Here is a 21,700-nt window from a genome sequence, read left to right as displayed (position 1 = left end):
TATTTCAGAATGGAAGGTCAAAAGATAAAGTGGAACTTCAAATCAGGAGGGTTTCCTTCATCCCTCCATGGAAAAATATGATCAATAGCTTAAGATGCTTTTTCCAGTAATGCTAGTAGCAAGCTCGTAAAACATATAAAAGAATAGGAAAAGGAAAGAATTGGAGGGATTTAACATGGCAGGAAAATCTGAATTACATAATCAGGAAATGATCGTCGTTCTTGATTTTGGCAGTCAATACAATCAATTAATCACAAGACGAATCCGGGAATTTGGGGTGTATAGTGAATTGCATCCCCACACGATTACAGCGGAAGAAATTTCAGCAATGAATCCGAAGGGCATTATCTTATCGGGTGGACCGAATAGTGTGTATGGTGAAAATGCTTTTGGATGTGATGAGCGCTTATTTGAACTCGGGATTCCGATTTTTGGGATCTGTTATGGAATGCAGTTAATGACTGTACAATTTGGCGGCTCTGTAGAAAGAGCAAAGGGAAGAGAGTATGGAAAAGCTACCCTAGAAATAAAAGAAGAAAGTCCTCTATTTAAAGGTTTACCAACAGAGCAGACTGTTTGGATGAGCCATGGAGATCTAGTAAAGGATGTACCGAATGGCTTTTCAATTGTTGGAACAAATCCATCTTGCCCGATCGCGGCGATCAGCCATGAAGGCAAGCAATTCTACGGTGTACAGTTCCATCCAGAAGTTCGTCATTCCGTACATGGCAATGAAATCTTAAAGAACTTTGTATTTGAAATTTGTGGGTGTAAAGGCGACTGGTCCATGGAAAACTTCATCGACGTTGAAATGGAGAAAATTCGCCAAACCGTCGGCGATAAAAAAGTGCTCTGTGCACTAAGTGGTGGTGTTGATTCTTCTGTTGTCGCAGTTTTAATCCATAAAGCGATTGGAGATCAATTAACATGTATCTTTGTCGATCATGGACTTTTACGCAAGGAAGAAGCGGAAAGTGTCATGAAAACATTTAGCGAAGGCTTTCATATGAACGTCATTAAGGTCGATGCAAAAGATCGTTTTCTTGGCAAGCTCGAAGGAGTCACAGACCCTGAGAAAAAGCGGAAAATCATTGGGAATGAATTTATTTATGTCTTTGATGATGAAGCAACAAAACTTGAAGGCATCGAATACCTAGCGCAAGGAACACTTTACACAGATATCATTGAAAGTGGTACAGCAACAGCTCAAACCATTAAATCCCATCATAATGTAGGTGGCTTACCAGAAGATATGCAATTTCAGCTTATCGAGCCATTAAATACGCTCTTTAAGGATGAAGTAAGAAAACTAGGAACAGAATTAGGAATCCCCGACGAAATCGTCTGGAGACAACCATTCCCAGGACCTGGATTGGGCATACGCGTTCTAGGAGAAGTCACAGACGAAAAACTAGAAATTGTCCGAGAATCCGACTATATTTTACGCGAAGAAATCAGCAAGGCCGGATTGGAACAAGAGATTTGGCAATATTTCACCGTCCTTCCGGATATTCGCAGCGTCGGCGTAATGGGCGATGCCAGAACCTATGACCACACCATCGGTATTCGGGCCGTCACTTCTATTGATGGAATGACCTCTGACTGGGCAAGAATCCCTTGGGACGTCCTAGAAGTCATCTCCACCAGAATTGTCAACGAAGTAGACCATGTCAATCGGGTTGTCTATGATATTACGAGTAAGCCACCTGCTACGATTGAGTGGGAATAATTCACTAGAGGCATTTGAAGTGAAAACGTTGATTTGACTGCATTTCAATGGTACGTAAAATGGATGAAATGATTAAAAATGAATAGGTTCTCCGCCAAGATTCCGCCAGAGGAAACGGATAAAGATGAGGGATATTGTGTAAAAGCAGTATCTCTTTTTTATTTTTTATTTTTTTTGAAGTCGCTGTATATTAGGGTTTTTTGGGTATTCGTTTTTTTAGAGAGTGAGATTAATATTTATAATATTAGCAGTACTCCAATACTTTCTTTGAAGGTTATTCTCCGCCAAAAGTTATTTTTAGTTGTGAAACAAACTTAAGGAGTTGAATAAAAACTACTATTTGAATTAGAACAATTAAGTGAATTATTTAAAGGCTATTGACACACTAGGAAAAATTGTTAAAATAGTAATGTCCAATTATTTTGACATAGGTGATACCATTGAAAAATAAAATTAAAGAAATACGAAAAAACTGGGGATAACGCAAGAACAACTTGCCAAGGAGTGTGGAGTTGTTAGGCAAGCAATAAATTGTATAGAAAATGATAAATATGATCCTACACTGGAGTTGGCTTTTAAATTATCAAAAACATTAAAAGTAAAGGTAGATGAATTGTTTATTTATGAGTAAATTTCATTTGAATTATATGCTGACCATGAAAGATATTGTGAGGGAGGGTAATGAAATTCTACATCAACCAACACAAGATGTGATGATCCCTCCTTCAGAAGAAGATAAGGAAATATTAATTTGTATGATGAATTTCTTGAAAAATAGTCAAGACCACGATTTGTCTGAAAAATATAAATTGCGTGCAGGAGTTGGCTTATCAGCAAATCAGATTGGTTTGAATAAGCGGATGTTCGTTGCTTTTTTAACAGATGAAAAAGGTATCCAACATGAATATATGCTTATTAATCCTAAAATAATCAGTCATTCAATTTCTATGATTTACCTACCACCGAGTGAAGGTTGCCTTTCAGTTGATAGGGATATAAAAGGATTTGTCCCTAGATATGAGAGAATTAAAGTGAAAGGATTTAATATAAAGGGAGAAGAGATAGTGTTGAAACTTAAAGGCTATTCTTCTATTGTAATTCAGCATGAAATAGATCATTTAAACGGAATTATGTTTTATGATCGTTTTAATAAGGAAAATCCTTTTAAACTACCAGAAAACTGTAGAAATTTGTATTGAAAATTCCAAATTATTGGTGTAATTAATATAAAATATTGTAAAATTGGAAATATACGACGGAGAATAGACGCCCTAATTCAATTTGTTCAAGAGAGAGAGGATTTTTAGTGGAATTTTCATTTATAATGTATTCGTTAATTGGAATAGTTATCGGTATTCTATCGAGCATGTTTGGTTTTGGAGGTGGATTTGTAGTAGTTCCTATCTTATATGCATTTTTACCGGATTCTATTCCTAGCGATTACTTAATGCATACTGCCATTGGAACCTCATTAGCAGTTATGATTATAAATTCATTTAATTCAACTTATAATCATGCAAAAAAAGGTAATGTAATCTGGTCAGTCTTTAAATTGTTAGTAGGATATATTGCTATAGGATCCTTATTAGGGGGATTGCTAGCAGTCTACATTGAAAGTGATTACCTTAGGATTGCATTTATTGGTTTATTAATTTATGTTTTGCTTTCGAACTTATTTAAAAAATCATTCACAACAGAAATTGAAAAACAAACATTTATTCTCCCTAAACAAAGATCTGCTTCCTTTATCGGAATAGGCATTGGATTTATCTCCACTTTGTTAGGTATTGGTGGAAGTACCATGACAATTCCTTACCTCAGAAACAAAGGAATGCGTATGATTAATGCTGTAGCACTAGCTACTCCATTAGGTCTGCCAATTGCTATTGTGGGGGCTATTACTTATTTAATTATGGGGATGCAGATAGAAGAAATGTCTTCGTCAAATCTAGGGTTTATATACTTACCTGCACTTATTGGATTTACCATCGGAGGATTTATTGGTGTACCTATTGGAAGGTCATGGGCGCAAAAAATACCCGATATAATCTTTTCGAAGATATATCTAATTCTTTTGTTTATTGTGGTTATTATCATGATTATAAGTTAATTATTTATAAACGGATTACAGATAAAAAATCTAGAAAATAAAGAACAATTATTTATTAAAGATTACATGGCTATTTATTTATCTAATAAGGATATATTAGAATGAATTACATCTAATAAATTATTGTATTAAATTCAATTAACGTCATTTGAACGGTTATAAGCCGATAGATGGCGTTTTTTCTGTTTTTTTATAGAAGTAATATTTAACTATGAAACTAACCTTAGGAAGTTTATTTGAAGATATTTGAGTATTGAAATACGTGCCAGAGAAATATTATTTAAAACCCGCAAACTGCAATCATTTTATGTGTCTTGCAGAGAAAGCGGGCCATCCTCTACCGAAGACAGTCTAGGATCTTTTGAAAAAGCAAGGAGGAAAATACCCGTCATCCGTCCCTTTCAAGAAAGACGTATGCGAAGTACCGCAAAAGATAAAAACAAATCAGGATTCATTGGAAGTTTCGGACGGACAAATGACCCTTTCCCAACTTTACTAGCTGGTTCAGTCAATATCTTTTCATTTTGGTATGAGGGGAAAGAACAAGATGGTTATATCCGACAACTTACTCCATTGGAATGTGAACGTTTGATGGGATTACCAGAGGGCTGGACAGCTTTTGGAAATAAGGATGAAGCGATAAGTGATTATGCGAGATACAAAGCGATTGGAAATGCGATTGCTGTACCATGTGCCGAATATATTATGGCTGGTATTGCAGAAGTTTTATAAATATAACCAAACTAACGTGTGACAAATTCTATCTGTCATGCTTTTTAATTGTCTAAAACAAGTAGGAGCGTGATTTCTTTGGAAGAAAATGAAGCAAAAGTAATGGATTGGATTGACAATCACTTTAATTTGAATGAGATAGAGATTGAAGACTTTCTGTTTTTTCCTCATGGTAAATTGGTACATGATAAAAATAGGGAAAACATGGTTGTCTTTTGGTGTGTGAATGATTGTTTACAAGAAGTATAAGTTGTGTAAAATACAATAAATCTTTCCGTTTTGACTTTATTAATATATATAAACTATATGTTAAAAACAACTTAGTACTAATTAACGCTGAATTTCTCAGTAATATTTGCTATACATTTTATTTTATGAAGTATTATTTTTATGTTAAATTATATATGAGTATGATATTCGGTAAACGGGCCATTTAACGGAATAAGACTTCCTGACATTCCTGTAGATTTGAAACAAAGTTTTATTGTTACGAACCTAAACGATAAATAAGATTCTGTTGGAAAGAAAAAAGTGGTGAAACGCTAAAAATATGTAATTAGGGATTCGATTTTTTCTATTGTTAGAGTAATTATTTGGGGCTTTGAAAAGGTGGCGTTCAGTTTGAATTTACAACAATTAAAGTATGCATTAGAAGTAGCAAGTAAGGGATCTATGAATGAAGCAGCAAAAAGTTTATTCATCTCCCAGCCAAGTTTGTCGAATGCGATTAAGGAACTAGAGAAGGAAATTAAAATTACTCTATTCATTAGAACAAATAGAGGGGTTACTATTACTAATGAAGGAGCTGGGTTTCTAGGTTATGCTAGACAGGTATTACAGCAGTTTAACATGCTTGAAGAAAAATACATAAGCGAAAACCCAGCTAAGCAACATTTTTGTATTTCAACCCAGCACTATACTTTTGCAGCCAATGCTTTTGTGGAACTTGTAAAAGAATTTGGGAAGTCTGAATATGAGTTTACCCTTCGTGAAACGAAAACTTATGAAATCATTGAAGATGTAAAGAATTTACGGAGCGAGTTAGGGATTATCTATTTAAGTAATTATAATGAATCCATATTATTAAAACTGTTAAAAGAAAGAAATATAACATTTTCGGAACTATTTACTACAAAACCTTATGTATTTATTCGTAAAAAACATCCATTAGCCAACAATGAATCTATTAATTTGGATGAATTAGATGACTATCCATGCCTTTCTTTTGAGCAAGGTGAATATAATTCTTTTTACTTTTCTGAAGAAGTTTTAAGCACAAGAAGTGTAAAAAAAAGTATTAAAGTAAGTGACAGAGCAGCTATTGTTAATTTCATGATTGGTCTCAATGGTTATACCATTTCTTCAGGGGTTTTCCCTAAATATCTTCATGGAGATGAAATTATTGCAGTTCCTCTTAATGTAGATGAAGTCATACGTGTTGGAACAATTAAGCATAGTGATCTCACATTAACGAGACTTGGTGAAATATATTTAGATGCATTGAAAAGATTTGCGCAAGAATTATAACTAAAAATCTACAAAATAATGATCCTGATATAGTTATTGGCTATATCAGGCTACATCATTTTGGTATTATACTATATCAAAAAGAACCACTATAATTATGAATGATTATAATCATTGATATAAGAGTGGAGTGAATTTTGATATGGGCGTTCAAATAGTATTTTCATTTGTTATATACGTAATAATAAATGCCTTTACACCGGGACCAGGTAATATCCTAGCATTAAATACAATGACGAATTATGGATGGAAAAGAGGAAAACCTTTATTTTTAGGGATCTTTGCAGGTTATTTTTTTGTGCAAGCATTATGTGCCCTGTTTCTTTTTGGATTAGAAAACTTAATAAATCCAATAATTACTGTCCTTACATACGCAGGAGTGATATATATATTGTGGCTCGCATATCAGATTGCCATTAGCAAGCCTGACAATAAAACATCTGAGAAACAGCCTTCTTTTTGGATTGGTTTTGTTCTACAAATTGTTAATGTAAAGATATTTTTATTTGGGGTTACCTCTCTAACAGGATATGTTATGCCTTATTATTCATCGTTGGGTTTGTTTTTGTTTTTTGAAATGATCATTGCTGCAATAGGTTCGCTTGCTACCTTGACTTGGATATTTTTTGGCGGATTATTCCAAAAGACATATTTCAAACATTTTCGAGTAATAAATATTATATTGGCGTTATTACTTATGCAATGTGCAGTTGTACTTTTGTTACAGTAAAAAACTGGAAATTGAAGATGCATTGCTACCTACTCTTCTTGAAAGAGTAAGAAGAAATATAGAAAAAGACTGGGAATTCGTAAAAAAAGGAAACAAGAGAAGTTACTGATTGTAGAGAGGAGCGAAAGGTTTTTTATGAATATAAATATGACAAGATGTACATTGGGAGATTCACGAAAACTTCAAGAAATTGGTTATGAAACATTTAAGGAGACGTTTGAGGATCAGAATTCTCCGGAAAATATGAAGGCTTACTTGGAAGAGGCTTTTAACATAAACCAAGTAGAAAATGAGCTATCCAATCCTTCATCCCATTTCTTTTTGGTTTCTTTTAATGATAAGATCGCTGGATATTTAAAGGTTAATACCGGGGATGCCCAGACTGAAGAAATGGATGATGACGCCCTTGAGATTGAGCGTATTTATATTATTAATAAATTTCAAAAGCTTGGCCTTGGTAAATACCTGTTCAATAAAGCTATGGATATTGCTATGGAACAGAATAAAAAGAAGATCTGGCTGGGCGTATGGGAAAAAAATAAAAATGCCATTTCTTTTTACAAGAGACTGGGTTTTACTCAAACGGGAGCGCACTCTTTTTATATGGGGGATGAAGAACAAACGGACTTAATAATGGTTAAAAAGCTCTAATAATTAAGTGGAGAGGTGAATGAGGATGTATATCCCAAAGCATTTTAGAGTCACAGACTTTGTTGAAATCAAAGACTTTATTCAGAGGAACTCTTTCGGCACGATCGTAACGACAGAAGAAGGAAAACCTATAGCGACTCACTTACCTTTGGAGTTGCATAAACAAGGGGATGACTACTATCTCACTGGACATTTCGCTTATGCGAATCCACAGTGGAAAACTTTCGGGGATGATCCTCTTCTTGTTATGTATCAAGGGCCCCATGCTTATATTTCATCCTCGTGGTACAAGTCTGAAAATGTCCCCACATGGAATTATCAAGCTGTCCATGTATATGGAACGGCTAGTCTGATGAGTGAACAAGAATTGCTGGAAGACCTAAAGTCTCTATTGCAAAAGTATGAACAACACCGTGAAAATGCAGCGTTATGGGAGAACTTCTCTCCAAAAACCAAAAACCAAACTAAAGGTATTGTTGGATTTAAAGTAAAAGTGCAAGAAGTTCAAGCAGCCTTTAAATTGAGTCAAAATCGAAATGAAGAGGACTATATCAATATTATTGATAAACTAAATAAAGAAAAAGATTCAAACTCTCGACAATTAGCCGAAGTGATGAAAGCTAGGAAAACGAAGTGATCAATTCTATCTTATAGTTTAGATGTTTATATCGTGAATTCGATTTTTAAACAATTGCGGGAAAGCAGCCCAGTGGATATCGATTATTCTGCTAACAGGCACTTTAGTACAAGTATATAAAAAGGAAAAGAGGGATAATAAAATGCTAACCGAAAAAGTTCATATTGCCGTACCAACAGCTTTTTTTGAAGATGAGTCTATAAATGTTCAAGGAACAATAAGCCATATAAAAGGCCTGTATAAACAAGGAGTAAAATCTGTTCTTGTCTCGGGAACTACTGGAGAACAGCATAGTCTAAACCTCCAAGAGAAAATTGAAATAATAAACGGATTAGAACTGGAAGAAGAACTTATTAGTAATATGGAAATTATATTTGGTGTAGCTTCAATTAGACAGAAAGAAGCAGAGGAATTAGCCGAAAAGATTTGTCATTCAAAAATCTCAGGTATCATGCTTGGGTATCCCCCTTATGTTATACCGACTCAACAAGAAGCATTTGTTTATACAGAGAGGATTATCCACCTTAGTAATAAACCTACAATTTTATATAACAATCCAAAAAGAACTGGATTTGATCTATCGGAAAAAAATATTATTCAATTAAGTAAGAATAACTTAGTGGTTGGAATAAAAGATGCTGGCAATAAAGAAAAAATTGAACGAATAAAAAAAGGTATGCATAACGTTTTGTCCTTTTATGCTGGTGGAGAAATGGATTTAGAAGAAAAAGTATTACATGGATATGATCGTCTTTCTTCCATTGCTGGGAATGTTTTTCCGACGGAAATTAGTCAATGGTTCAAAAAAATGCTTATGAAGCAAATAGTAAGTAAACAAGAAAGCGAAAAAATAGAAAAAATTATGGAACAAGTTTATCAAGGTAACGCTATTGTGAATCTGAAAAAGCACATTAATCATAAGGGGATTCCAATGGGGGGATGCAGAAGTCCAATAGGAAACATTTAATTATACAGTATATTTTAGACCGATTGCTAAAATGTTTACCTCTACTAGTAATACGGATATTTTACATTATTGATCTATTCCAATATATCTCAAAATCAAGTCTTACATAAACGGAGGCTTTAGTCGAAGAACATACGCAAATTATCTTGGATTCAAGTCTCCGGTAATCGGGCTCTATTCCTTAATAGAGAGCAGCGCCCATCTTGCATATAAGGCCATTATGTTGAGGAAAATCATTAGTTTAGTAAGATTAATTTAGATTGGTATGAAGGGGTAGAGAAGCTTTGATTAATTTTAAAAAATGTAGATTAGAAGATATTGAAATACTTAAGGAAATTTCTATAAAAACGTTTGTGGATACGTATGGGGAAGATAATACAGAGAAAGATATGTCTTTGTATATTCAGAACACATTGACGCATAAAGCATTAACGGAACAAGTGACCAATCCTGATTCGCTTTTCTATCTTATGTTTGATAATGAAAATTTAGTTGGTTATCTTAAATTAAACAAGGAAAAGGAACAAAGTAAGATTTACGATGAGGACAGTGTAGAAATTGAGAGAATTTATGTGTTAGATGAATTCCAACATCGAGGATTCGGACAACAAATGCTTAATAAAGCTATTGAAATAGCAAAACAATTAGATAAAGGATCACTTTGGCTTGCGGTGTGGGAAGAAAATAATGGTGCAATTTCTTTTTATCATAAAAATCATTTTAAACGAGTGGAAACAATCACTTTTGTTTTAGGGGAGACACCGTTTACTGGGTTGGTTATGAAAAAAGTTTTTTAAATATAGGATATCGTGGAGTAATGTAATGTCAAGCAACTGGTGTTTTACTTTAATAAGGTTTTCGAAGCGGTCTTTCCGCAAACGGGCGCGATTGTTGAATAATTATATATTGATTTGATTACACTCAGAAGTTAAACATTCTGAGTGTTTTTTTATGGGAAATGATATTTAAACTACAAATGTCATGATGTATTTGTATCTTTCAAAAGGATCTGTTAAATAAAATCAATATCTTTTATTGATTTTATTTTTTTTCACGTCGCAGTTCATTGAGAATAATTTTATTTGATAATCACTAAGGAGGGTTATTTTGCATGAAACAATTTACAATTCGTTCTCCAACTGCTAGAAGGTAAATAGTAAAGATTTTAATCAAATAAAATAATGTACAGAAAGGAAAATGAATAATGGAACTAAAATATGTTATTCCAAATATGGAAAAAACGTTTGGAAATTTAGAATATGCAGGTGAAGGTAAGGTGGAACAGCGCCGTATAAATGGGCGTATGACAACATTGTCACGTAGTTATAATTTGTATTCTGATATTCAACGTGCAGATGATATTGAGGTGAACTTGCCACAAGAAGCTGGAGAGAAATTCTTTGAACATGAAGAAAAAGTGAAGTTGGTTAATGCTAAAATCACTGCTGAAGGTTATAAAATTGGTGATCGTGGTTTCACAAAATACATTTTACATGCTGACGACATGATTAAAGCATAAGGAGGAAAAAACATGAGATTAGCTGAAGGAATTGTGATTGATAAAGAAAAGACATTTGGATTATTAAAGTTTTCGTCACTACGTCGGGAAGTGTTTTTACAAAATGAAGATGGTACAGTATCATCTGAAGTAAAAGAACGCACCTATGATTTAAAATCTCGTGAACAAGGTCGCATGATTCAAGTGAGTATCCCTGCTTCTGTTCCATTAAAAGATTTTGATTATAATGCGGAAGTGGAACTAATTAATCCTGTCGCAGATACAGTCGCAAATGCAACTTTTCGTGGTGCAGATGTTGATTGGTATATCAAGGCAGATGACTTGATTTTAAAGGGGAAAACAGCGACACCAAGCACTAACAATCAAAAATCTACACCTAACAAAGATAAATAATGAAACTTTATCAAAAAAGAGGGAAGCGAATCCGACCAAGTGACGCATCTCTCTTTTTTCAATTTATCTTCTTTGGATTGTTTGGTGTATGGCTTGTTTACTTTATCCCTTTTCATGTAAAATTTTTACTTTCGACAACGTGGGAACTTGATCCATTTCAAACTCAATTTGTAAGTATATATGGATTAACTTCATTAATCATTAGTTTGATCATAGTGGCAATATGTGCTTTTGTTTATTATCGGTATTGTTATAACCATCTAAAACAATTGATGCATCGACAAAAGCTCGCAAAGATGATTTTAGACAATCAGTGGTATGAAACAAAACAAGTGATGAATGAAGGATTTTTCAAAGATATCCCATCTAGTAAGGCGAAAGAAAAAATTAGTCGTTTTCCAAAGATGTATTATCGGTATGAAAAAGGCATGATTCATATTCAAGTGGAAATAACGCTTGGTAAATATCAAGAACCACTTTTAAATTTAGAAAAGAAGTTGGAAAGTGGCTTGTATTGTGAATTAGTGTCAAAGGAATTACATGATTCCTATGTAGAGTACGTTCTTTTTTATGATATGATTGCGAACCGTATTTCAATTGATGACGTCATTGCGGAAAACGGTAGTTTAAAGCTCATGAAATCGATGGATTGGGAATATGATCAGCTGCCACATATGTTGATTGCTGGCGGAACAGGTGGTGGAAAAACGTATTTTATTCTTACGTTGATTGAAGCACTGTTAAAAACCAATGCGAAGTTATATATTTTAGATCCGAAAAATGCAGATTTAGCCGATCTAAATACGGTCATGCCTGATGTATATTATAAAAAGGAAGACATGATGGCATGTATTGACCATTTTTATGAAGCGATGATGGCTCGAAGTGAAGAAATGAAACAAATGCAAGGATATAAAACAGGAGAAAATTATGCCTATTTGGGCTTAGCTCCCCACTTTTTAGTCTTTGACGAATACGTTGCGTTTATGGAAATGCTTGCTTCTAAAGAAAGTACGGCTGTATTAACGAAACTAAAACAGATTGTCATGTTAGGACGTCAAGCCGGCTTCTTTCTTATTCTCGCCTGTCAGCGACCAGATGCAAAATATTTAGGGGATGGGATTCGTGATCAATTTAATTTTCGGGTTGCTTTAGGAAGAATGTCCGAACTAGGGTATGGCATGATGTTTGGATCGGATGTCCAAAAGCAATTTTTCCTAAAACAAATTAAAGGACGCGGGTATGTCGATAAAGGAGATAATGTGATTACCGAATTTTACACACCACTTGTGCCAAAGAATCATGACTTTTTAAAAGAGATAGAGAAACTAGCTCAATGAAGGCTGCCCAGTGCGGCGGCGTGCGAAGCGTAAGCCGCTGTGCTGGGCAAAGCCTGCGTGGCGACAGCCACGCTTTACCCCCCGTTTCTAACAGGGGGGTAGAAAAACAATAAGAAACTGTTCCAAAAGCCAATAACACCTGATGGCGCAACGGTTTGGAGCATATGGAGAAGATGTCAGCTTTTAACTTTTAGTTGACATCTTTTTTTTGTTTGGAGGAATGCACATGAATCAAGTACCTTGGTATCAACAATTAAAGGAAAAACGACTGGAATACGGTGTATCGCAAAATAAACTGGCTGTTCATATTGGAATTTCAAGACAATATATTAGTGAAATCGAAACTGGAAAAGTAACTCCTTCCGATTCACTGCAAGTTGCCTTGTTCGATATTTTAGAGCAATTTAATCCAGATGCTCCTTTGGAAATCTTATTTGACTATGTACGGATTCGATTTTTAATGACAAATCCGAAGCCTGTCATTGAAGATATTTTAAAACTCAAAATGGAATACATGTTACACGAGGACTATGCGTTTTACTCCTATATGGAACAATACGTTTTTGGTGATATTGTCGTCATGGTTTCTCCTGATGAAGACAAAGGGTGTTTACTCGAACTTAAAGGGAAAGGATGTCGTCAATTTGAAAACTTTTTATTAGCCCAGCAACGAACATGGTTCGATTTTTTTATGGAAGTGTTTCGTGTTGGTGGCGTATTTAAACGAATTGATCTTGCGATAAACGATAAGACAAGCGTATTGGATATTCCGTTTTTAACGAATAAATGCCGTAATGAAGAATGTATCTCTGTTTTTCGTAGTTTTAAAAGTTACCGTTCTGGTGAACTTGTGCAGAGTGAAGACAAGCCTGACATGGGAAATACGTTATATATCGGCTCTTTAAAAAGTGACGTGTACTTTTGTGCGTATGAAAAGGATTATGAACAATACGTGAAGCATGGCACATCTCTCGAAGATACAGATGTGAAAAATCGCTTTGAAATTCGATTAAAGAATGATCGTGCATACCATGCAGTTGTGGATTTAATGATGTATGAAGATGCTGGGCGAACCGCCTTTTCTATTATTAATCGATATATTCGTTTTGTCGATAAAGACGAGGAAAAACGTCGCAGTAGTTGGAAAATGAATAAAGAATGGCAACGATTTTTGGATTTAGGCGTGAATAGAAAAATTTCTTTAACGACAAAACCTGAACCATATACGTTTGATAAGACACTCAGATGGCTAGCTCATCAAGTCGCCCCCACTTGGAAACTAGCGACAAAGATAGATGAACTCAATCAAACGAGTGTAATTAAGGATATGTTGGAACAGACAGAGTTATCCAAGCGCCATCAAAAAATACTCATGCAACAAACCATTCCTTTAGGGAAAGTGATTCAACCACAGTCAGATAACGAATGATTAACTTATGAAGGGAGAAAATCAAATGAACTTTGGCCAGAATTTATACAATTGGTTTTTAAGTAATGCACAATCTTTAGTATTAATGGCGATTGTCGTAATTGGAATTTATTTAGGCTTTAAACGGGAGTTTTCCAAACTAATTGGCTTTTTAATTATTGCTTTGGTTGCAGTAGGATTAGTCTTTAATGCGGCTGGTGTGAAAGACGTGTTGTTAAACCTATTTAATCGAATCATAGGGTCTTAAATTGTACCGTTTTTTTGTGGAAGATAAGTGGTCTTCTTATGTTCTACAAAAAAATGGTGGACCAAACGGTAGTGCGGTAGGATTAACAAGCCTCATTTGTGTATCAGCAGATAATAAGCTACTGCTTTTTTATGGCTATTTTTAATGAAAAGGATGTGAATTTTTATGGAAATGCAAGTTTTTATAACGAATCTTGGTAAATATAATGAAGGGGAAGTTAATGGTGCTTGGTTCTCACCACCTATTGATTTTGAGGAAGTGAAAGAACGTATCGGTTTGAATGGAGAGTATGAAGAATATGCAATCTTCGATTACGAACTTCCCTTTGAAATTGGCGAATATACACCTATTTCAGAAGTGAACCGATTATGTGCAATGGTCGCAGAAATTGAGGGTACGCCTCTTTATGATTCTCTTTCCGAAGTTCAAAGCTATTGGTTTAATAGTATAGAAGAATTGCTGGAGCACCAAGATGATATTATGTATTATCCTGATTGTGAGAATATGGCGGATGTCGCAAGGTATTTCGTAGAGGAAACAGGAGCACTTGGAGAAGTTCCTGCCAATCTACAAAACTATATTGATTATGAAGCTTTTGGACGTGACTTAGAAATCAGCGGTAATTTTCTTGTTACGTCTCATGGTGTGTTTGAATATATCCAATAGATGGAGAAGCAGCTTGTTATCGCACAGGCTGCTTTTTCTATTGATGAAAGGATGATTTCATGTGAAAAAACTAAAAAGTTATACCCGTATTTGGTCAGTCGAAAAAGTGATTTATGCCATTAATGATTTTCGATTACCTTTCCCAGTGACCTTTAACCAAATGTCATGGTTTGTGCTTTCTCTTTTATCTGTCATGCTACTTGGAAACCTCCCTCCCCTCTCCTTGATTGATGGGGCGTTATTAAAATATGTTGGAATTCCAGTTGGTTTGACTTGGTTTATGAGTCAAAAAACATTCGATGGTAAAAAACCGTATAGCTTTTTCAAGTCTGCATTGACATATTGGTTTCGACCTAAAGTTACGTATGCAGGAAAACCTATCAAACTACAACGTGTGAAAGTAAATGAAAATATCACCGCTGTTAGGAGTGAAGTCCATGCGTTATCCGATTAAATACCTTGAAAATAATCTTGTTTTCAATCATGACGGCGAATGTTTCGCGTATTATGAGCTGTTGCCATATAATTATTCTTTTTTATCGGAGGATGAGAAAATACAGGTGCATGACCATTTCCGTCAATTGATTGCCCAAAATCAAGACGGTAAAATTCATGCTTTGCAGATCAGTACCGCAAGCAGTATCCGCTCGGTACAGGAACAAAGCAAGGAGCTAGTGACAGGGCGATTACAAGAAGTTGCTTATGAACGTATTGACGACCAAACGGAAGCCCTTGTCTCCATGATTGGCGAACATCAAGTCGACTACCGCTTCTTTATTGGTTTTAAGTTGTTGTTGAATGAAGAAGAAGTCAGTATGAAATCAATGGGGAAAAACATCAAAAATTCACTTTCTTCATTTGTCCTTGATGTAAACCATCACCTGATGGGAGATTTTGTCTCGATGCCTCATGAAGAAATTAGACGTTTCTCTAAAATGGAATCTTTATTGCAAAACAAAATTTCGAGACGTTTTAAGGTACGCCCTCTAGATAAAAATGACTTTGGCTATCTGATTGAACATCTTCACGGCCAAACTGGAATAGCTTATGACGAGTACGATTATGCCCTACCTCTTAAGAAGTTAAAAAAGGAAACTTTAGTGAAGCGTTATGATCTGATTAAACCGACTCGTTGTTTAATTGAGGAAAATCAACGTTATTTAAAAATTGAACAGGAAGAACAAACCACGTATGTGGCCTACTTTACGATAAATTCCATTGTCGGTGACCTTGAATTTCCGTCAGATGAAATCTTTTATTATCAACAACAACAATTTGATTTTCCAATTGATACTTCCATGAACGTAGAAATTGTAACGAATAAAAAAGCATTATCTACCGTTCGGAACAAGAAAAAGGAACTTAAAGACTTGGATAATCATGCCTGGGAATCCGATAATGAAACTGGCAGCAATGTCATCGACGCGCTGGAACAGGTAAATGAATTAGAAGATGTGCTCGACCAAAGTAAAGAATCGATGTATAAGTTAAGCTACGTGATTCGCGTGTCTGCTCCTAACTTGGACGAACTTAAACAGCGTTGTAATGAGGTAAAAGATTTTTATGATGATTTGAATGTAAAACTTGTTCGTCCATTTGGAGATATAATCGGTTTACACAGTGAATTTATCCCTGCTAGTAAGCGGTATATGAATGATTATATCCAGTACGTGACCTCTGGCTTTTTGGCAGGCCTTGGGTTTGGTGCAACACAAATGCTAGGAGAAACAGAAGGAATATATTTTGGCTACAACTTAGATACGGGAAGAAATGTCTATCTCAACCCTAGCCTTGCTAGTCAAGGCGTCAAAGGTTCGGTCACGAATGCCTTAGCTTCTGCTTTCTTAGGCTCACTTGGTGGAGGTAAATCTTTTTCCAATAATCTACTTGTCTATTATGCGGTTCTCTTTGGTGGTCAAGCCCTCATTGTTGATCCAAAGGCGGAACGAGGGAAATGGAAAGAAACGTTACCTGAAATTGCTCACGAAATAAATATTGTTAATTTAACAAGTGACGATACCAACAAAGGATTACTTGATCCTTTTGTCATTATGAAAAAGAAAAAGGACTCGGAAAGTCTTGCGATTGATATTCTTACTTTCCTCACAGGTATATCCAGTCGGGATGGAGATAAATTCCCTGTATTACGACGAGCGATTCGAGCTGTTGGTCAACAGGAAGAACGTGGTTTGCTTCTTGTGATTCATGAACTTAGAAGTGATCCTAATCCATTAGCTGGTCCAATTGCTGACCATATCGAAAGTTTTACCGACTATGACTTTGCCCACCTTCTCTTTTCGGATGGTACTGTGGAAAATTCGATTAGTTTAGAAAAACAGTTGAATATCATTCAAGTGGCAGATTTAGTGTTACCAGACGCAGAAACAAGTTTTGAGGAATATACGACGATGGAATTATTAAGTGTCGCCATGCTGATTGTCATTTCTACTTTTGCATTAGACTTTATACATTCCGATCGTAGCATTTTTAAAATTGTTGATTTGGACGAAGCTTGGAGCTTTCTACAAGTTGCACAAGGAAAAACACTTTCAAATAAATTAGTTCGTGCAGGGCGTGCAATGAATGCTGGTGTCTACTTTGTTACCCAGAATGCCGACGATTTAACCGATGAAAAATTAAAAAATAACATCGGCGTCAAGTTTGCTTTCCGTTCCAGGGATATGACAGAAATAAAGAAAACCCTTCAATTCTTTGGTGTGGATGCGGAAGATGAATCGAATCAAAGGCGATTACGGGAACTGGAAAACGGCCAATGTTTAATTCAAGACTTATATGGGCGTGTGGGAATTATTCAAGTCCATCCTGTCTTTGAAGAATTATTCCATGCTTTTGACACGCGTCCACCGACACAGGAGAAGAAAGGTGGCGATTAATTTGAATAAACAAAAACTGAAAAAGATTGTCTTGACGGTGGTACTTATTGGTACTGCCGTTTTTCTATGTCTTCTTTTACTTGGAACATTAGCTCAAGCAGCTGGCTTAGTTGATGATACGGTGTCAGAAGATAATCTATATTCTAAATATCCGCTTGATCATTACCAACTCGATTTTTATGTAGACACAGGTTGGGATTGGCTGCCATGGAATTGGAATGATGGTATCGGAAAACAAGTGATGTATGGCCTATACACAATCACGAATTTTATCTGGATTATAAGCTTGTATCTATCTAATGCGACAGGCTATTTAATCCAACAGGCTTATTCACTTGATTTCATTTCACAAACGGCAGATGCCATCGGAAAAAACATGCAAACATTAGCCGGGATTACGGCAAGTGGTTTCAGCAGTTCGGGATTTTATGTGGGTTTCTTGCTTCTTTTCATTTTAGTGATTGGAATTTACGTGTCTTATACAGGTTTGATAAAACGAGAAACGACCAAAGCGATTCGTACGATCCTAAATTTTTTAGTGGTGTTTATTTTGTCTGCTTCCTTTATCGCCTATGCGCCAACGTATATCGCTAAAATTAATGACTTTTCAGCGGACATTAGTGAAGCAAGTCTGGATTTGGGAACCAAAATTATGATGCCAAGCTCAGACAGTCGTGGAAAAGATAGTGTCGATATGATTCGGAATAACCTGTTTTCAATTCAAGTCGAACAGCCATGGATGTTGTTGCAATTTAATGATTCGGATAAAGAAGTGATTGGGGAAGAACGTGTAAATGATTTAATCTCTATCAGCCCTGATACGAATAATGGAAAAGACCGTGAGGATGCCGTCAAAAAAGAAATCGAAGAACACGACAATAAAAACTTAACGATTACGAAGACCACGCCACGCTTAGGAATGGTCTTCTTTTTGTTTCTGTTTAATATCGGAATCTCTATTTTTGTCTTTCTTCTATCAGGGATTATGATCTTCTCGCAAATTCTATTTATCATTTTTGCGATGTTTTTACCGATTAGTTTTTTACTATCGATGATACCAACGTTTGAAAGCATGGGAAAACAAGCGATTATAAAGCTATTTAATGTGATTATGCTTCGAGCTGGTATCACGCTCATTATTACAGTTGCTTTTAGTATTTCATCCATGCTTTACAGTTTAACAACAAGTTTTCCATTTTTCTTGATTGCCTTTTTGCAGATCGTGACGTTTGCAGGGATTTACATGAAACTCGGTGACATTATGAGCATGTTTAAACTGCAAAGTAATGATTCGCAACAAGTCGGACGTCAAGTCATGCGTCGTCCTTATCGAATGTTCAATCGAGGTAGTCGTCGATTACAGCGAACAATCGGACGCACCCTTGCAGGGGCAACTGCTGGAGCAACGGTCGGGGCAATGGTTGGAAAGTCAAAGCAAACAAAAGGTTCGTTCTCTCCCCTACGCCCATTACAACGGTTAACATCGACTACCAAAAATAACAAAGAACAGCCAACTGACCGTACGAAATCATCATCTTTAAGTCAGAAAGTAGGTCAAGTCACAGGAAAAGTGCTTGGTGCGAAAAGTCGATTCCGTGCAAATATAGATCATCGTAAAGAACAACTACATGATTTACCTACTACTGCTCAATATGCGGTGATGCAAGGAAAAGAACAGCTTACAAAACCAGCCCGTGATTTTAAAGAAGGCATGAAGCAAGCAAAGGAAAAGAGACAAAAAACACATGCAGACCGTCAAGCAAAACATCGTCAAACGATTGCAGATAGGCGACAAGCATTGGATAAAAAACGTACCCCTTTTCGAAAGACTGCTAGTTATGAACGACCAGTCACGCATGATATCAATGAATCTGCACATCAAAATAGATTAAAGAACCCAACTGTTCAACAAAAAGAAAAGACAAGACCTGTCGCAAAAAGCGAGCATATGAAGCAATTCAAATTACAACGACAGTTATCGAGTCCAGACAGAAAAGAGCATTTTACTGATAATCCCAAACAACCTGTTAAAAAAGAAAACCGATCTCCCAATGAAGAACTTTCCCGACCAAAAAATAGTCGGACAATCATCAAGCGTCCCTCTAAACCGTTGAAACGTACAAACCAGAAACAAATCACTAAGCGTCCAATCCATGCAACTAGGAGGAAACGCTGATGAAAGTCATGAAATTAAAGGTCATGTTAATTGCTGGGGGATTAGGTTTTCTTGCTTTTTTAGGGCTATTAGCATTTGTAGCTATTTTTATATCAAATGAAGAACATTCATCTGATAGCGGGGATTTCATCCATGATATAGATGATGTATCGGTCTCCAAAGATGTGTTAAAACATCAGCCAATGGTAGAAAAATATGCACAAGAATATGGAATTAGTGAGTATGTCTCTACCTTACTAGCCATTATCCAAGTAGAGAGTGGTGGAAAATTAAAAGATGTGATGCAGAGTAGTGAATCGTTGGGACTTCCACCCAATACTTTAGATACCGAAGCTTCAATTCAACAAGGAACTAAATACTTTTCAGATTTATTACATTCTGCAGAAAGAAGTGATGTTGATGGCAATACAGCTATTCAAGCCTACAACTATGGCGGTGCTTTTATTGATTATGTCGCGAAAAGAGGTTCCCAGTACAACTTTGAACTTGCAGAAAACTTTGCGAAGGAACGTTCAGGTGGCAGCAAAGTCACTTACTCGAATCCGATAGCTGTAAAGAAAAACGGTGGTTGGCGTTACCGTTATGGCAATATGTTTTATGTCGATTTAGTTAGTCAATATTTTATCTCACCGCAATTTGATGATGAATTAGTTCAGATCGTAATGAATGAAGCTTTAAAGTATGAAGGGTTCCCTTATGTCTTTGGTGGTGATAATCCAAAGACTTCATTCGATTGTAGTGGATTGACACAATGGAGTTATCAAAAAGCAGGGATTAACTTGCCTCGAACAGCACAGCAACAGTATGACGCAACCGAGTCGATACCTTTATCGGAAGCAAAGCCTGGGGATTTAGTGTTTTTTCATTCCACATATAATGCAGGAACCTATGTCACCCATGTAGGAATCTACCTTGGAAATAATCAGATGTATAATGCTGGAGATCCGATTGGTTATGCAGATTTAACTTCTTCTTACTGGCAAAAGCACCTGATTGGATCTGGACGTATTAAACAATAGAAAGGATGGGATAGCATGTACCTCCCTTTTAGTAAAAAAGAAAAACAGGAAAAGCCAAAGAAATCGAAAAAGGTAAAAGTGAAAACGGTTGGAAAGCGTAAAAAGTCCGTTCTTTTTTTATGGATTCTATTAATCAGTAGTCTAGCGTTTGGAATCTATAAAAACTTTACCTCCATTGATCAACATACCATTCATGAAAGAGAAATTGTGCAGAACCATATGGTAGATACAACTGCGATTGAAAGCTTTACAAGAAACTTTGTGAAAGACTATTACACGTGGGAAAATGAAGCCGAATCATTGGAAGAACGAACAGAAAAACTTACTGATTATCTGACAGAAGAACTGCAAGCTTTAAATGTAGATACCGTAAGGAACGATATTCCTACCAGTTCTAGTGTAGGTAATATAAACATTTGGTCAGTATCGCAGGAAAACGAGGATACCTATGCTGTTGTTTATTCGGTAGAACAAAAAATTTCAGAGGATAAAAGTAGCCAATGGGTACGCTCTACCTATCGTATTCTACTTCATCAAGATAAGTTAGGAAACTTGGTAATTACTCAAAACCCTACCTTGTGGAGCTTACCGAAAAAATCTGATTATGAACCAAAACAGCCCGAAAGTAATGGGACAGTTGATTCCGATACTGTAAATGAAGTAACAGAGTTTTTGGAAACATTCTTTACGTTTTATCCGACCGCCACTGATAAAGAACTTGCTTATTATGTGAAAGATAATGCCTTACCACCGATTAGGAAAAACTATATATTTTCAGAACTAATCAATCCAGTATTCCAAAAATCAGGACACCAGATACAAGTCTGGGTATCTGTGAAGTATCTGGATGAAACGACGAAGGGAGAGCAAATTTCACAATATGTACTCACTTTAGAGAAAGATATGAACTGGATGATCGTTCAATAAATCAAAA

22 protein-coding genes and 2 pseudogenes are annotated in these 21,700 nt (G+C 35.7%); all 24 read left to right on the top strand.

Annotated elements, in window-relative coordinates:
- Positions 1 to 175 precede the first annotated feature (175 nt).
- The 24 genes and pseudogenes from guaA to IPU53_RS18440 all read left to right on the top strand — a co-directional run bounded on the left by guaA (position 176) and on the right by IPU53_RS18440 (position 21,693).
- Positions 176 to 1,729, top strand: a complete 1,554-nt coding sequence (gene guaA / locus IPU53_RS18555) for a glutamine-hydrolyzing GMP synthase (protein ID WP_207452482.1) — start codon at positions 176 to 178, stop codon at positions 1,727 to 1,729.
- A 440-nt stretch (positions 1,730 to 2,169) separates the two neighbouring features.
- Positions 2,170 to 2,360, top strand: a pseudogene (locus IPU53_RS18550) (helix-turn-helix transcriptional regulator).
- The gene (def, locus tag IPU53_RS18545; protein WP_095260126.1) at positions 2,353 to 2,928 is read left to right on the top strand and encodes a peptide deformylase; all 576 of its coding nucleotides are present in this window, start codon (positions 2,353 to 2,355) and stop codon (positions 2,926 to 2,928) included. Before IPU53_RS18550 ends, def begins: the two are co-directional and overlap by 8 nt.
- 107 nt (positions 2,929 to 3,035) lie before the next feature.
- Positions 3,036 to 3,839: a sulfite exporter TauE/SafE family protein gene (locus IPU53_RS18540; protein ID WP_176463763.1), complete on the top strand. Its 804-nt coding sequence runs from the start codon at positions 3,036 to 3,038 to the stop codon at positions 3,837 to 3,839.
- 246 nt (positions 3,840 to 4,085) lie between these two features.
- Entirely contained in the window at positions 4,086 to 4,571 is a 486-nt protein-coding gene (locus IPU53_RS18535) for a DNA cytosine methyltransferase (RefSeq protein ID WP_242698413.1), read from the top strand.
- Positions 4,572 to 4,640: 69 nt separating this feature from the next.
- Positions 4,641 to 4,820 (top strand): hypothetical protein, encoded by a 180-nt coding sequence (locus IPU53_RS18530; RefSeq protein ID WP_176463762.1) that lies wholly within the window; start codon positions 4,641 to 4,643, stop codon positions 4,818 to 4,820.
- A gap of 372 nt (positions 4,821 to 5,192) precedes the next feature.
- Positions 5,193 to 6,098, top strand: coding sequence for a LysR family transcriptional regulator (locus IPU53_RS18525; protein WP_207452481.1), 906 nt, complete (start codon positions 5,193 to 5,195; stop codon positions 6,096 to 6,098).
- A 142-nt stretch (positions 6,099 to 6,240) separates the two neighbouring features.
- Entirely contained in the window at positions 6,241 to 6,828 is a 588-nt protein-coding gene (locus IPU53_RS18520) for a LysE family transporter (protein WP_207452480.1), read from the top strand.
- Positions 6,829 to 6,862: 34 nt separating this feature from the next.
- Positions 6,863 to 6,937 (top strand): annotated as a pseudogene (locus IPU53_RS18515) (MarR family transcriptional regulator); the annotation flags it as partial.
- Between the two features lie 26 nt (positions 6,938 to 6,963).
- Entirely contained in the window at positions 6,964 to 7,479 is a 516-nt protein-coding gene (locus IPU53_RS18510) for a GNAT family N-acetyltransferase (protein ID WP_207452479.1), read from the top strand.
- A gap of 25 nt (positions 7,480 to 7,504) precedes the next feature.
- Positions 7,505 to 8,116 (top strand): FMN-binding negative transcriptional regulator, encoded by a 612-nt coding sequence (locus IPU53_RS18505; RefSeq protein ID WP_207452478.1) that lies wholly within the window; start codon positions 7,505 to 7,507, stop codon positions 8,114 to 8,116.
- Between the two features lie 142 nt (positions 8,117 to 8,258).
- Positions 8,259 to 9,083, top strand: coding sequence for a dihydrodipicolinate synthase family protein (locus IPU53_RS18500; protein ID WP_207452477.1), 825 nt, complete (start codon positions 8,259 to 8,261; stop codon positions 9,081 to 9,083).
- Positions 9,084 to 9,367: 284 nt separating this feature from the next.
- On the top strand, positions 9,368 to 9,880 hold the full coding sequence (locus IPU53_RS18495) for a GNAT family N-acetyltransferase (RefSeq protein ID WP_207452476.1): 513 nt from the start codon (positions 9,368 to 9,370) through the stop codon (positions 9,878 to 9,880).
- A gap of 407 nt (positions 9,881 to 10,287) precedes the next feature.
- Positions 10,288 to 10,602, top strand: coding sequence for a YdcP family protein (locus tag IPU53_RS18490; protein ID WP_095260124.1), 315 nt, complete (start codon positions 10,288 to 10,290; stop codon positions 10,600 to 10,602).
- 12 nt (positions 10,603 to 10,614) lie between these two features.
- Entirely contained in the window at positions 10,615 to 10,995 is a 381-nt protein-coding gene (locus IPU53_RS18485) for a YdcP family protein (RefSeq protein WP_095260123.1), read from the top strand.
- Positions 10,995 to 12,335: an FtsK/SpoIIIE domain-containing protein gene (locus tag IPU53_RS18480; RefSeq protein ID WP_095260122.1), complete on the top strand. Its 1,341-nt coding sequence runs from the start codon at positions 10,995 to 10,997 to the stop codon at positions 12,333 to 12,335. Before IPU53_RS18485 ends, IPU53_RS18480 begins: the two co-directional genes overlap by 1 nt.
- A gap of 226 nt (positions 12,336 to 12,561) precedes the next feature.
- Positions 12,562 to 13,764, top strand: coding sequence for a MobT family relaxase (gene mobT / locus IPU53_RS18475; protein WP_188733402.1), 1,203 nt, complete (start codon positions 12,562 to 12,564; stop codon positions 13,762 to 13,764).
- A gap of 25 nt (positions 13,765 to 13,789) precedes the next feature.
- Positions 13,790 to 14,011 (top strand): hypothetical protein, encoded by a 222-nt coding sequence (locus IPU53_RS18470; RefSeq protein WP_077702580.1) that lies wholly within the window; start codon positions 13,790 to 13,792, stop codon positions 14,009 to 14,011.
- Positions 14,012 to 14,176: 165 nt separating this feature from the next.
- Positions 14,177 to 14,677, top strand: a complete 501-nt coding sequence (locus IPU53_RS18465; RefSeq protein WP_077702581.1) for an antirestriction protein ArdA — start codon at positions 14,177 to 14,179, stop codon at positions 14,675 to 14,677.
- A 61-nt stretch (positions 14,678 to 14,738) separates the two neighbouring features.
- Positions 14,739 to 15,131 (top strand): conjugal transfer protein, encoded by a 393-nt coding sequence (locus IPU53_RS18460; protein ID WP_207452475.1) that lies wholly within the window; start codon positions 14,739 to 14,741, stop codon positions 15,129 to 15,131.
- Complete coding sequence (locus tag IPU53_RS18455) at positions 15,115 to 17,571, top strand: ATP-binding protein (protein WP_207452474.1); 2,457 nt, start codon at positions 15,115 to 15,117, stop codon at positions 17,569 to 17,571. Before IPU53_RS18460 ends, IPU53_RS18455 begins: the two co-directional genes overlap by 17 nt.
- On the top strand, positions 17,522 to 19,747 hold the full coding sequence (locus tag IPU53_RS18450; protein ID WP_242698411.1) for an MFS transporter: 2,226 nt from the start codon (positions 17,522 to 17,524) through the stop codon (positions 19,745 to 19,747). Before IPU53_RS18455 ends, IPU53_RS18450 begins: the two co-directional genes overlap by 50 nt.
- 8 nt (positions 19,748 to 19,755) lie before the next feature.
- On the top strand, positions 19,756 to 20,766 hold the full coding sequence (locus tag IPU53_RS18445; protein WP_077706829.1) for a bifunctional lytic transglycosylase/C40 family peptidase: 1,011 nt from the start codon (positions 19,756 to 19,758) through the stop codon (positions 20,764 to 20,766).
- Positions 20,767 to 20,781: 15 nt separating this feature from the next.
- Positions 20,782 to 21,693 (top strand): conjugal transfer protein, encoded by a 912-nt coding sequence (locus tag IPU53_RS18440; protein ID WP_207452472.1) that lies wholly within the window; start codon positions 20,782 to 20,784, stop codon positions 21,691 to 21,693.
- Positions 21,694 to 21,700: the final 7 nt, after the last annotated feature.

Origin of the sequence: Bacillus sp. SD088, assembly GCF_017355205.1 — a bacterium.
In the GTDB taxonomy this organism is placed as follows: Bacteria; Bacillota; Bacilli; order Bacillales; family Bacillaceae_C; genus Lederbergia.
The sequence above is the reverse complement of the archived record's forward strand: the minus strand, read 5'-3'. Positions and strand labels throughout refer to the sequence as shown.